Origin of the sequence: Pseudomonas sp. R1-6 (assembly GCF_051132115.1) — a bacterium.
Lineage (GTDB): Bacteria > Pseudomonadota > Gammaproteobacteria > Pseudomonadales > Pseudomonadaceae > Aquipseudomonas.
On sequence record NZ_CP071662.1, the window covers coordinates 4,401,889 to 4,413,885 of the forward strand.

Genomic DNA, 11,997 nt, shown 5'->3' on the forward strand with positions numbered 1-11,997 from the left:
CACACCGCTTTCGCGAGCAGGCTCGCTCCCACAGGTTCACGGAAACTCCCGGCAATGTGCTCGACAGGAGAACTTCATGACACAAGCAGACTTCATCATCATCGGCGGTGGCATCGCCGGTGCTTCCACCGGCTACTGGCTCGCACCCCACGGCCGGGTCATTGTGCTTGAACGCGAATCCCATCCGGCCTATCACTCCACCGGACGCTCGGCGGCGTTGTACACCGCAGCCTACGGCACCCCTCAGGTACGGGCATTGACCCAGGCCAGCCGGGATTTCTTCGACGCACCACCAGCCGGGTTCTGCGAACACCCGTTGCTCACCCCGCGCGGCGAAATGACGGTGGACTTCATCGGCGACCCGGCCGAGCTTGGTAACCAATACCTCAGCGCCAAGGCCACGGTGCCGCAAATGCAATTGCTCAGCGCCGAAGAGGCCTGCCTGCGCCTGCCGATCCTGCGACGGGATAAAGTCCACGGCGCGATCTACGACCCCACGGCTTGCGATATCGATACCGATGCGCTGCACCAAGGCTATCTGCGCGGTATCCGTCGCAGCGGCGGTGAGGTACACACCGACAGCGAAGTGCTGGACTTGATCCGCGACGACCAAGGGCGATGGCAGGTCAGGACCGCCAGCCAGACGTTCTACGCGCCGGTGCTGATCAACGCGGCCGGCGCCTGGGCCGATCAAGTGGCCGAAATGGCCGGCGCGCGCAAGCTGGGCCTGCAACCCAAGCGGCGGGCGGCGTTCATTTTCGCCGGCCCCGAGGGTGTGAATATCCACGACTGGCCGATGCTGGTGAGCCTCGACGAATCCTTCTACATGAAGCCGGACGCTGGCATGTTCCTCGGCTCTCCGGCCAATGCCGACCCGGTCGAACCACACGACGTACAGCCCGAGGAGCTGGACATCGCCATGGGCATCTACCAGATCGAAGAGGCGACCACCCTGACCATTCGCCGTCCGACCCGCACCTGGGCCGGATTGCGTAGCTTCGTGCCTGACGGTGATCTGCTGGCCGGCTTCGACCCACAAGTACCCGGCCTTTTCTGGGTCGCGGCCCAGGGGGGCTATGGCATCCAGACCTCCCCTGCCATGGGCCAGGCAAGCGCGGCACTGGCGCGCGGTGAACCACTGCCTGAGCCTTTGACCCGTTTCGGCCTGAACGCCGCGATGCTATCGCCCACTCGCCTGGGTTGACCTTCGGTGAGGTGACGCATCGCCACGATTGCGGCACACTCCCCCGCGCCCCTGTTCCACGGGGCGCTGACCGTCTGGAGTCCCGTCATGAATGCCCCGCAAGCCAATCCGACACTCGATAACTTCCGCACTATCGCCGATGCCATCGCCACACTGTTCTACCCCCACGCGGAAGTGGTGTTGCATGACCTGCGCACCCAGAAGGTCGACTACATCGCCAATAACCTGTCCAAGCGCGAAATCGGCGATGACTCGTCCCTGGAAGACATGCTCAGTGAGGACGTCAGCGAACGTAACATCGGGCCGTACGAAAAACTGAACTGGGACGGACAGAAGATTCGCAGCCTCAGCAGCGTCCTGCGCGATGCAAACGGTCATCCGCTGGCGGTGCTGTGCATCAACCTGAATATTTCGCTGTTCGAGAATGCCAAGGCCGCGCTGGATCTGTTCCTGTCGCCAGGCAAATTGATTCCCCAGCCGGATTCACTGTTTCGTGATGACTGGCAGGAGCGGATCAACACTTTCCTGCACGCCTGGATGCGCGAGCGTCAACTGAGCCTGAACCTGCTGACCCGCGACCACAAACGCGAGCTGGTGTTGGCGCTGCATGCCGAAGGCGCGTTCAAGGGCAAGAGCGCGTCCAACTATGTGGCCAATGTGCTGAACATGGGGCGGGCGACGGTGTACAAGCATCTGAAGGAATTGAAGGGCTGAGGTTTTGGGTTGCCTGGCCTGACGCCATCGCGAGCAAGCTCGCTCCCCCATTGAATCGCTTTGCACACATATCTCGTGCACGACACAAATCCTCTGTGGGAGCGAGCCTGCTCGCGAAGGCTATCGATCAATCGCCGTAGATATCCGACTTGAAATACTTGGCCTGGATTTTCTGATACTCGCCATTGGCCCGAATCCCATCGATGGCCTTGTTCAAATCCGCCACCAATTGGGTGTTGCCCTTGCGCACCGCAATCCCGGCGCCCTCGCCGACGTATTTCGGGTCCTTGAGCTCCGGCCCGACGAAGGCATAGCCCTTGCCACGAGGCATCGACAGAAAGTCTTCCAAAGGAATGGTGTCGGCAAAAATCGCATCCAGGCGACCCGACGCCAGGTCCATGTAGATTTCTTCGTTATTGCTGTAGCGCTTGACCGTAACGCCCTTGGGTTCAAAGACCTCCGAGGCGAAACGGTCCGTGGTGGTGGCGCGCTGCACGCCGACGGTCTTGCCCTTGAGGCTGGCGTACTGGTCATCGACCGACGCCCCTTCCTTCATGACCAGGCGCGATGAGGTGAAGTAATACTTGTGGGTAAAATCCACCGACTTCTTGCGCTCTTCGGTGATGGTCATGGACGACAGGGCCAAGTCGATCTTCTTCACTTTGAGCGACGGGATCAGCCCATCGAACTCACCCTCGACCCACTCGCACTTCACCTGCATCTGTGCGCACAAGGCATTGCCGATGTCGTAGTCAAACCCCTCGATTTTCCCCTCCGAGGTTTTCGAAGCAAACGGCGGATAAGCCGCCTCGATACCGATGCGCAAGGTTTTATCGGCGGCGAACAGGCTACTGGAGGCCAACAGACTCAAGGCCAGACCAGTGATGAGGGGGAGTTTCTTCATAATCGTTCTCTCGCGGGTTGTTGTTGGTTTGGCAGAGAAAGGCAGGTGCGACTAATTTTGTACTTATAAATCCATACTGGACTTTAATGTACACATCGTCAATTGGGGAAACAGGCGAAAGTGATGGGAGGCTACCGGCCTCATCGCGAACAGGCTCGCTCCCACAGGGGGATCTGTGTCAGACACAAACATTGTGTGCAACGAAGCGCCACTGTGGGAGCGAGCTTGCTCGCGATGCGGGCATAAGTATTGCGAAGAAATGACGTGGACTACTGCTTCCAGCGATCCGCCGCCGCATGATCACTGTCCCGCCCTTCGACCCAGCGCGGGCCATCGACGGTGTTTTCTTTTTTCCAGAACGGCGCGCGGGTCTTGAGGTAGTCCATGACAAAGGCGCAGGCGTCGAACGCCGCCTGGCGGTGGGCGCTGGCGGCGCCGACAAAAACGATCGGCTCACCCGGCTCCAAGGCGCCGATGCGGTGCAGCACTTCAAGCTTGAGCAATGGCCAGCGCTGCTCGGCCTCGATGGCGATCTTACCCAGCGCTTTCTCGGTCATGCCCGGATAATGCTCCAGGAACATCCCGGACACATCGAGGCCGTCATTGAAGTCGCGCACGTAGCCGACAAAACTTACCACAGCACCCACGCCGACATTGGCCGCGTGCATCGCGTTGACTTCGCTGCCCGGGTCGAACGGTTCCACCTGTACCCGAATCGCCATGGCTCAGCCTCCGGTCACGGTGGGAAAGAACGCCACCTCATCGCCGTCCGCCACTGGCTCGTCGAGTTGACAGAGATCTTCGTTGCGGGCACACATCAGGTTTTGCTCTTTCAGCACTTCGGCGCCGTCACGCTGCGCGAGCAAGGCGCGCACGTCGTCAATCGTGGCGAAACCGCCTTCCACCTTAACCGAGTCCACGCCGAGCGCTTCGCGGTAGCGAGCAAAAAACTTCACAGTGATTTTCATGATGCATCCGCCTGGAAATGACCACTCTTGCCGCCAAGCTTTTCCAGCACCCGCACGCCTTCGATGGTCATGCCCCGGTCCACGGCCTTGCACATGTCATAAATAGTCAGCGCGGCGACGCTGGCGGCGGTGAGCGCTTCCATTTCCACGCCGGTCTGCCCCGACAGTTTGCAACGGGCAACGATACGTACCCGGTCCTCGCCTTCGGCATTGAGCTCGACCTTGACGCCGGTGAGCATCAGCGGGTGGCAGAGCGGAATCAGGTCGCTGGTTTTCTTCGCAGCCTGGATGCCGGCGATGCGGGCAATGGCAAACACGTCGCCCTTGGGATGGCCGCCGCTGACGATCATCCGCAGGGTATCGGGCAGCATTCGCACAAAGGCTTCAGCCGTGGCTTCACGGAACGTCACGGCCTTGTCGGTCACGTCGACCATATTGGCGCGACCTTGGGAATCGAGATGAGTCAGCACAGGGTTACTCCTGATCAGGAGCGTCGATTGTAAACCCGTGGGTCAGATTCTGGCAGGGCTGATTGTCGTGCCCGTAATTAGCAGACACTGAAGATCCTTGGTGGGAGCGAGCCTGCTCGCTCCCACAGGGTTATGTGGTGCATGGAAGAACCGGGCGAAGGTGAGGTCGCCCGGTTCGGCTGGTGTTACAGATGAGACTCAGCGTATTCGGCCAGGATCGAGCGCGGTACGCCTTGCAGGGTGATGTGGACCCCGTTGGGGAAGTCCTTGAAGCGTTCGGTCAGGTAGGTCAGCCCGGAGCTGGTCGCGGACAGGTATGGGGTGTCGATCTGTGCCAGGTTACCCAGGCACACCACTTTGGAACCGGCGCCGGCACGGGTGATGATGGTTTTCATCTGGTGCGGGGTCAGGTTCTGGCATTCGTCGATCAAGATCAGGCTTTGCTGGAAGCTGCGGCCTCGGATGTAGTTGAGGGATTTGAACTGCAACGGCACTTTGCTGAGGATGTAGTCGACGCTGCCATGGGTGCTTTCGTCATCCATGTGCAAGGCTTCGAGGTTGTCGGTAATCGCGCCCAGCCACGGCTCCATTTTTTCCGCTTCGGTGCCGGGCAAAAAGCCAATCTCCTGGTCCAGGCCCTGCACGCTGCGGGTGGCGATGATGCGCCGGTAACGCTTGCTGACCATGGTCTGCTCGATAGCAGCGGCCAGGGCCAGGATGGTCTTGCCGGAACCAGCCGCACCGGACAGGTTGACCAGGTGGATATCCGGATCGAGCAAGGCGAACAGCGCCAGGCTCTGGTAGATGTCACGAGGCTTGAGGCCCCACGCCTCCTGATGCAACAAGGGTTCCTGATGCAAGTCGAGGATCAGCAGTTTGTCGACCTGGATTTCCTTGATCCAGCCGACGAAGCCTTGTTCGTCGATGATGAATTCGTTGATGTGCACCGCCGGCAGATTGTCGATCAATTGCACCTGGTGCCACGTGCGGCCATGGTCCTGGCGGGTTTCGACCTTGCTCACGCGGTCCCAGAAGGAGCCGGTCATCGTGTGGTAGCCGTTGGGCAGCAGCGACACGTCGTCGACCAGCTGGTCGGTGCTGTAGTCCTCGGCCGCAATCCCGCAGGCGCGGGCCTTGAGGCGCATGTTGATGTCTTTGGTCACCAGCACCACGGCCTGATCCTTGTTGCGCGCGTGCAGGTCGATCAATTGGTTGATGATGATGTTGTCGTTAAGGTGTTCAGGCAGCACCAGGTTGGGTTCGGTGCGCTTGCTCATCAGGATCGAGAGCAGGCCCTTGGGGCCGCTTTTGCCACGTTGGATCGGTACGCCGAGTTCGACGTCCTCGGGAGAGGCGTCCCCCAGGGTCTTGTCGATCAGGCGGATCGCCTGGCGACATTCGGCCGCCACGCTGTGATGCCCACTCTTGAGCTTGTCCAGCTCTTCAAGGACGGTCATCGGGAGGGCTACGTGGTGTTCTTCGAAGTTCAGGAGCGCGTTTGGATCGTGGATCAATACGTTGGTATCGAGTACATAGAGGATTGGCTGGTTGGAGGAAGGGCTACGTCCGTGGTCATCCATACTCGGTCACCTATGTGGGGGCCATTCGACGCAATACCGTGACAGTGCTGCGCCTCGAGGTAGCCACCGAATTCACCCGCGAGGATTCAGGTGAACTGCACACAATCTGGGTCTTGGAAGACGCCACCTGTGTTGCAGGTTTCGGCGGTCTGACTTCTTGATACTCCAAAACACATGAAAGGAAAAAGCACTTTGACGCTTTTTTGAAGTTTATTTTTCAGAGTGACGAATAACCCTTGGCGTACCGCTGTCGCACCGTTAAAGTCGGAAGTCGGGTCGCACCGAATGCGTGCCAAAAAACCCACCCCGCCCAATGTTTCCGGGCCTTTCCCATCTTTCAGCGAAACGCGTCCTGACATTCCTCCCAGCCGATCCCGCTCTGCGCCGTTTGCGCTACGAGCCAGGGCAGTGCGATTTTCACCGCATCCTGCTTGGCGTTGAAGTTGATCACGCCATGGCGCCACAACAGCATCAAGGTCAGCGCCCGCTGGGCACTCTGTTCGGGCTTGAGGCGGTTGGTGCTGTCCTGAGGATCGATATCCCACAGCGCCACTTGCAGGCCCTGTGCCTGGAAGAATGATTGCGCATCGCCCCGGCGTTGGCCTTGGGGCGGGCGGAACAGCGGCACGAAATTCTCCGGCAGCTTGCCCTTGACCAGGTCGACACTGCGCCGCACCGAGTCTTGCCAATCCTGCCAATAGCTGTGAGAGCGAAACTCCCAGCCCTGCACACCGACGCATTGTCTGGAATAGAGGCTCTGCAGATCATTGACCGAGCGATCCGCCAGCCGCGCCTGGATATCCTTGCCGAGTACGAAGAACGTACCGTTCATGTTCGATTTTCGCAGGTATTCGGTCAGCCACGGGGTGTTATCCGGCGCGATGTTGGCGCCGCTGTCGAAGGTCAGCAAGAACAGCCGGTCGTTCATCTGCTCGCCGTTGCGCTCGTAATCGCCGAAACGCTCGATTTCACTGCTGACCTGGGGAAACAGCGCCGCCTTGCGCAACAGTTCGTCCCGATAGTGGGTATGGAAGGTCCGGCTCGGCTCGGCCCACTTGATGTAGTAGGAATTATCATCGAGTTGGAACCTGCCCGCTTCTTCTCGCAGGGTCGCCATGTTTTCCACCAGATAGCAGAAGGAGGCATCCAATTCACAGCTTCGCTGGGCAAAGTTGTAACTCGATAGCAGACGCTGCCACAGCCGTGTGCGCAGCGCGTCGACCGCCGCCATATTGACCGAGCGCAGCCCAAGGTACTGCTTGAGCGCCACTTCATCCATGGCATCGACGTCCAGCAATACCCGGGCGAACATCAGGATCTCGGCGCGCGAGGCAACATCGAACAGCGTCGGATTGGTGAGTTGCTCAGGCCAGGTGCTGCGGTCCAAGGTGGCGACGTCGTTGGGTGCGGCGATCGCAGCGAAACTCAACAACCAGGCCGACAATAGAAGGGCGATACGCAAAGGGGATGTCTCCATAACGAAACCCGCGCGGCATGATAGCTGATCCTTCTTGGAGAACCTGCCTTTGTGGCGAGGGAGCTTGCTTGCTCGCCACAAAGGCACCACCACCATCCATCCCCTATCACCCCAATAGCTGGAGTCCACCCGGACAACCCCCTAGAATCGCCGCACCCTCAAAGGAGACGTCTGCATGCTGATGGTGATTTCCCCCGCCAAGACCCTCGATTTCGAAACACCGCCGGCCATCGAGCGCTTCACCCTGCCGCAATACCTTGACCACTCCCAGGAGCTGGTCGAGCAAGTACGCGAACTTTCGCCGGCCCAGATCAGCGAACTGATGCACGTTTCCGACAAGATCGGCGGCCTCAACGCAGCACGATTCGGCAGTTGGAACCCGGCGTTCACCCCCGCCAACGCCAAACAGGCATTGCTGGCCTTCAAAGGCGACGTCTATACCGGCCTCGATGCGCAAAGCCTCGGTGACGCCGATTTCGATTTCGCCCAACAGCACCTGCGCATGCTGTCCGGTTTATATGGCCTGCTGCGCCCCCTGGACCTGATGCAACCTTATCGCTTGGAGATGGGCACGAAACTGGCCAATGCCCGGGGCAAGGATCTTTACGCCTTCTGGGGCACCCGCATCAGCGAATGGTTGAACGAAGCCTTGGCCGAACAGGGTGACGACGTGTTGTTGAACCTGGCCTCCAATGAATACTTCTCGGCGGTTAAACGCAGTGCCCTGAAGGCACGGGTGATCGATACCGAATTCAAGGACCTCAAGAACGGCCAGTACAAGATCATCAGCTTCTACGCGAAAAAAGCCCGGGGCCTGATGAGCCGATTTGTCATCGAACAACGCATTAATAATCCCACTGCACTAAGGGAGTTTGATGTGCAGGGTTATCGCTACAACCCTGAACAATCCACCCCGGAAAAACTGGTCTTCTTGCGCGACCACGCCCCGCAATAACGCAATACCTCTTTCAGGCCCCGATAAGGGGCCTCGATCACTTCGCTAGATGTCATCCCGATTCCCCTCCCTACTTGCCACTTTCTTGGCGCCAATAAAACAAACATACACCGCGCTAACTTTTCTTTCACTCGACAAATGTCAGATTTTTCCGTAGTGGCACGGAAATTTTTCATCAGTAGTGGCACAAAACTATCTACCCCCCTCAACTCCCCGAAACTAAAGGCTAAAAACACGAGTGCTATCACTATGAGGGCAGTGCCATCTAGGCAGATATTTCGAAAAATTTCGAAAATGGCGATGAGCGGATCGGAACTATGTCAAAACGCACGGCTCATACCACCCGTAACGATTCTCGCCGAGGATGTACGAGATAACTTACGTGGCACGTCGTCCGGAGTAACAGAGTTGTAACGACAACTTAGCGAAACGGTCGTCTAATTGGATCCACCCTGAAGGACGGGAGATAATGCACCATTAGTATCCCCTACAAGGCCAAGGCTGCGCCCCTATTAACGTGCTCCCCCGAGCACACAAGCTTCTGATTTTGTGGGCTTTTTGCCAGGAGTCTGAAGTGAAGGATCTTTTGCACCGACGTCCCGCCAACGAGGACTGGCTGCATAACAGGGCAGGTCATAACAACTAGGCCGCTTTGCGCACAACTTGAGTGCAATTATTTAGACACTCGGAACTTTGTATGCCTGCACACGGCACTGTGGCGCCTGCATTCCACACTTCCGAGTGCACGATGACCGCTGAACACTATTAACTCCGGCCATTTAATGGCGTGAAAACAGAGGTAAATGCGATGCGCATTAGCATATTTGGTTTGGGTTACGTCGGTGCAGTATGTGCCGGTTGCCTGTCTGCACGGGGCCATGACGTAGTTGGCGTAGATGTCGCCAAAGACAAAATCGACATGATCAACGCGGGTAAATCCCCGATCGTTGAACCGGGTCTTGGCGAGCTGTTGGCGCAAGGCATTCAAACAGGTCGGTTGCGTGGTACTACCAACTTCGCCGAAGCAATTCGTGATACCGATCTGTCGATGATTTGCGTCGGCACGCCAAGTAAGAAGAATGGCGACCTGGAACTGAACTACATCGAAGCAGTGTGCCGTGAAATCGGTTTTGTACTGCGCGAGAAGACCACCCGCCATACCATCGTGGTCCGCAGTACCGTACTGCCAGGCACCGTGGCCAACGTCGTTATCCCGATTCTCGAAGATTGCTCCGGCAAGAAAGCCGGCGTTGATTTCGGCGTTGCGGTCAACCCTGAGTTCCTGCGCGAAAGCACCGCGATCAAGGATTACGACCAGCCGCCAATGACCGTCATCGGCGAGTTCGACAAAGCCTCGGGCGACGTCCTGCAATCGCTGTACGAAGAACTCGATGCGCCGATCATCCGCAAGGACATCGCCGTCGCCGAGATGATCAAGTACACCTGCAACGTGTGGCACGCCACCAAGGTCACCTTCGCCAACGAGATCGGCAACATCGCCAAGGCTGTCGGCGTCGATGGCCGTGAAGTAATGGACGTGGTCTGCCAGGACAAGGCCCTGAACCTGTCCCAGTACTACATGCGCCCAGGCTTCGCCTTCGGCGGCTCGTGCCTGCCCAAGGACGTGCGCGCCCTGACCTACCGTGCAGGCTCCCTGGACGTGGAAGCACCGCTGCTGAACTCGCTGATGCGCAGCAACGAATCCCAGGTGCAGAACGCATTCAACATCGTATCCAGCCATGACAAGCGCAAAGTCGCCCTGCTGGGCCTGAGCTTCAAGGCCGGCACCGATGACCTGCGTGAGAGCCCGCTGGTAGAGCTGGCGGAAATGCTGATCGGCAAGGGCTACGACCTGCGCATCTACGACAGCAACGTCGAATACGCCCGTGTCCATGGCGCGAACAAGGATTACATCGAGTCGAAGATCCCTCACGTCTCGTCCTTGCTCAACTCCGACTTCGACGCGGTGATCGACAGCTCCGACATCATCATCCTCGGCAACCGCGACGAGAAGTTCCGCACGCTGACCGAGAACGTACCGGAAGGCAAGCAGGTCATCGACCTGGTTGGGTTCATGTCCAAGGCCACCTCTGCGAATGGCCGGACCGAAGGCATCTGCTGGTAAGTCTGTTAGCCGGCCGGGGCTCGCCCCGGCCGGCCTTTCGCCTGCCTTAACCCATCGGGCCGCCCCCAGGGCCCGCCCGAGATAGAGACGGATGCAGATTATGCACAGGCTAAAGCACGGCCTGCTTCAGGCCGCCGGTTGGCTGTTTTACTTGAGTTTACTGATGGGCATCGCCACGGCGTTGCCCACGTCCACGTTCGACGCCGAATCCAAGGACTTCATCTTCCTGATCGGCGCCGTGGGCATTTGGCGTTACTCCATGGGAGCAACGCATTTCGTGCGCGGCATGATCTTCCTGTACATCGTCTACCCACATCTGCGCCGCAAGGTTCGCAAGTTGGGCAAGGCGGCGGACCCGTCCCATGTGTACCTGATGGTGACCAGCTTTCGCATCGATGCGCTGACCACCGCCCAGGTCTATGGCTCGGTAATTCGCGAAGCCATCGAGTGCGGGCTGCCCACCACCGTGGTCTGCTCCATCGTGGAAATGTCCGACGAGTTGCTGGTCAAGAGCCTCTGGGCCCGCATGAACCCGCCCGAGCACGTCAAGCTGGACTTCGTGCGCATCCCTGGCACCGGCAAGCGTGACGGCCTGGCCTACGGCTTTCGCGCCATCTCCCGCCACCTGCCGGACGATCGCGCGGTGGTCGCGGTGATCGATGGCGACACCGTCCTTGCCGAGGGCGTGGTGCGCAAGACCGTGCCGTGGTTCCAACTGTTCGGCAATGTCGGCGGCCTGACCACCAACGAATATTGCGAAGTACGCGGCGGCTACATCATGAGCGAGTGGCACAAGCTGCGTTTCGCCCAGCGTCACATCAACATGTGCTCCATGGCCCTGTCCAAGCGCGTGTTGACCATGACCGGACGCATGTCCGTATTCCGCGCGACCGTGGTCACCAACCCGGACTTCATCGCCGACGTGGAAAGCGACTCGCTGCAACACTGGCGCCTGGGCCGCTTCAAGTTCCTCACCGGCGATGACAAATCGAGTTGGTTCAGCCTGATGCGCCTGGGCTACGACACGTTCTACGTGCCAGACGCGGCCATCAACACGGTTGAGCATCCGCCGGAAAAAAGCTTCATCAAGGCGAGTCGCAAGTTGATGTTCCGTTGGTACGGCAACAACCTGCGGCAGAACTCCCGGGCCCTGGGCCTGGGTCTGCGGCGTCTGGGCCTGTTCACGTCGGTGGTGCTGTTCGACCAGCGCGTCTCGATGTGGACTTCGCTGCTGGGCTTGACCGTGGCGATCATCGCCAGCATCAAGTACGGCACCGCGTTCATCCTGGTGTACCTGCTGTGGATCGGCATCACGCGGCTGCTACTGACCCTGTTGCTGTCGTGCTCCGGACACCGGATCGGCCCGGCCTACCCGGCGATTCTCTATTACAACCAGATCGTCGGCGCGATGGTGAAGATCTATGTGTTCTTCCGCCTCGATCAACAGTCCTGGACCCGCCAGCCCACCCACCTGACCCGTGATCTCGCCAGCTTTCAACGTTGGTTCAACACCTGGTCGTCTCGGACCATGACCTTCTCCGCCGGCAGCATCTTTGTCGCCGTGCTGCTGACGATGGTCTGACCGAACTTGCCTGAATTA

Annotated in this window: 11 protein-coding genes; 5 read left to right on the forward strand and 6 right to left on the reverse strand. The window is 59.0% G+C overall.

What is annotated here, in order from left to right:
* Positions 1 to 76 precede the first annotated feature (76 nt).
* Together J3P81_RS19895 and J3P81_RS19900 are read left to right on the forward strand one after the other, a co-directional pair.
* Positions 77 to 1,204: an NAD(P)/FAD-dependent oxidoreductase gene (locus tag J3P81_RS19895; RefSeq protein WP_434560477.1), complete on the forward strand. Its 1,128-nt coding sequence runs from the start codon at positions 77 to 79 to the stop codon at positions 1,202 to 1,204.
* 87 nt (positions 1,205 to 1,291) lie between these two features.
* Positions 1,292 to 1,918: a helix-turn-helix transcriptional regulator gene (locus tag J3P81_RS19900; protein ID WP_420765383.1), complete on the forward strand. Its 627-nt coding sequence runs from the start codon at positions 1,292 to 1,294 to the stop codon at positions 1,916 to 1,918.
* Between the two features lie 127 nt (positions 1,919 to 2,045).
* On the opposite strand, the gene J3P81_RS19905 is transcribed toward J3P81_RS19900, so the two are convergent.
* The 6 genes from J3P81_RS19905 to J3P81_RS19930 all read right to left on the reverse strand — a co-directional run bounded on the left by J3P81_RS19905 (position 2,046) and on the right by J3P81_RS19930 (position 7,302).
* Entirely contained in the window at positions 2,046 to 2,822 is a 777-nt protein-coding gene (locus J3P81_RS19905) for an ABC transporter substrate-binding protein (protein WP_434560479.1), read from the reverse strand.
* Between the two features lie 269 nt (positions 2,823 to 3,091).
* Positions 3,092 to 3,544: a molybdopterin synthase catalytic subunit MoaE gene (gene moaE, locus J3P81_RS19910; protein ID WP_420765385.1), complete on the reverse strand. Its 453-nt coding sequence runs from the start codon at positions 3,542 to 3,544 to the stop codon at positions 3,092 to 3,094.
* Positions 3,545 to 3,547: 3 nt separating this feature from the next.
* Complete coding sequence (locus J3P81_RS19915; protein WP_420765386.1) at positions 3,548 to 3,790, reverse strand: MoaD/ThiS family protein; 243 nt, start codon at positions 3,788 to 3,790, stop codon at positions 3,548 to 3,550.
* Positions 3,787 to 4,260 carry a cyclic pyranopterin monophosphate synthase MoaC gene (moaC, locus tag J3P81_RS19920; RefSeq protein WP_434560481.1) on the reverse strand — a complete coding sequence of 158 codons (474 nt, stop codon included), beginning with the start codon at positions 4,258 to 4,260 and terminating at the stop codon, positions 3,787 to 3,789. Before moaC ends, J3P81_RS19915 begins: the two co-directional genes overlap by 4 nt.
* A 185-nt stretch (positions 4,261 to 4,445) precedes the next feature.
* A complete protein-coding gene (locus J3P81_RS19925) occupies positions 4,446 to 5,840 on the reverse strand; it encodes a PhoH family protein (protein ID WP_030139644.1) in 1,395 nt (464 codons plus the stop codon).
* Between the two features lie 337 nt (positions 5,841 to 6,177).
* Positions 6,178 to 7,302 carry a polysaccharide deacetylase family protein gene (locus J3P81_RS19930; RefSeq protein ID WP_434564142.1) on the reverse strand — a complete coding sequence of 375 codons (1,125 nt, stop codon included), beginning with the start codon at positions 7,300 to 7,302 and terminating at the stop codon, positions 6,178 to 6,180.
* A 190-nt stretch (positions 7,303 to 7,492) separates the two neighbouring features.
* Here J3P81_RS19930 and yaaA point away from each other — a divergent pair, with 190 nt between their 5' ends.
* The 3 genes from yaaA to alg8 all read left to right on the forward strand — a co-directional run bounded on the left by yaaA (position 7,493) and on the right by alg8 (position 11,979).
* Positions 7,493 to 8,272 carry a peroxide stress protein YaaA gene (gene yaaA / locus J3P81_RS19935; protein WP_434560483.1) on the forward strand — a complete coding sequence of 260 codons (780 nt, stop codon included), beginning with the start codon at positions 7,493 to 7,495 and terminating at the stop codon, positions 8,270 to 8,272.
* A gap of 808 nt (positions 8,273 to 9,080) precedes the next feature.
* Positions 9,081 to 10,397, forward strand: coding sequence for a nucleotide sugar dehydrogenase (locus J3P81_RS19940; RefSeq protein WP_420765389.1), 1,317 nt, complete (start codon positions 9,081 to 9,083; stop codon positions 10,395 to 10,397).
* 100 nt (positions 10,398 to 10,497) lie between these two features.
* Positions 10,498 to 11,979 (forward strand): mannuronan synthase, encoded by a 1,482-nt coding sequence (gene alg8 / locus J3P81_RS19945; protein WP_420765390.1) that lies wholly within the window; start codon positions 10,498 to 10,500, stop codon positions 11,977 to 11,979.
* The last annotated feature ends 18 nt before the right edge of the window (positions 11,980 to 11,997 follow it).

Coding starts and splice junctions, on each gene's coding strand:
- moaE (WP_420765385.1), bottom strand. CDS start 3,544: ATGGCGATTCGGGTACAGGTGGAACCGTTCGACCCGGGCAGCGAAGTC.
- yaaA (WP_434560483.1), top strand. CDS start 7,493: ATGCTGATGGTGATTTCCCCCGCCAAGACCCTCGATTTCGAAACACCG.
- J3P81_RS19900 (WP_420765383.1), top strand. CDS start 1,292: ATGAATGCCCCGCAAGCCAATCCGACACTCGATAACTTCCGCACTATC.
- J3P81_RS19905 (WP_434560479.1), bottom strand. CDS start 2,822: ATGAAGAAACTCCCCCTCATCACTGGTCTGGCCTTGAGTCTGTTGGCC.
- alg8 (WP_420765390.1), top strand. CDS start 10,498: ATGCACAGGCTAAAGCACGGCCTGCTTCAGGCCGCCGGTTGGCTGTTT.
- J3P81_RS19915 (WP_420765386.1), bottom strand. CDS start 3,790: ATGAAAATCACTGTGAAGTTTTTTGCTCGCTACCGCGAAGCGCTCGGC.
- J3P81_RS19940 (WP_420765389.1), top strand. CDS start 9,081: ATGCGCATTAGCATATTTGGTTTGGGTTACGTCGGTGCAGTATGTGCC.
- J3P81_RS19895 (WP_434560477.1), top strand. CDS start 77: ATGACACAAGCAGACTTCATCATCATCGGCGGTGGCATCGCCGGTGCT.
- J3P81_RS19925 (WP_030139644.1), bottom strand. CDS start 5,840: ATGGATGACCACGGACGTAGCCCTTCCTCCAACCAGCCAATCCTCTAT.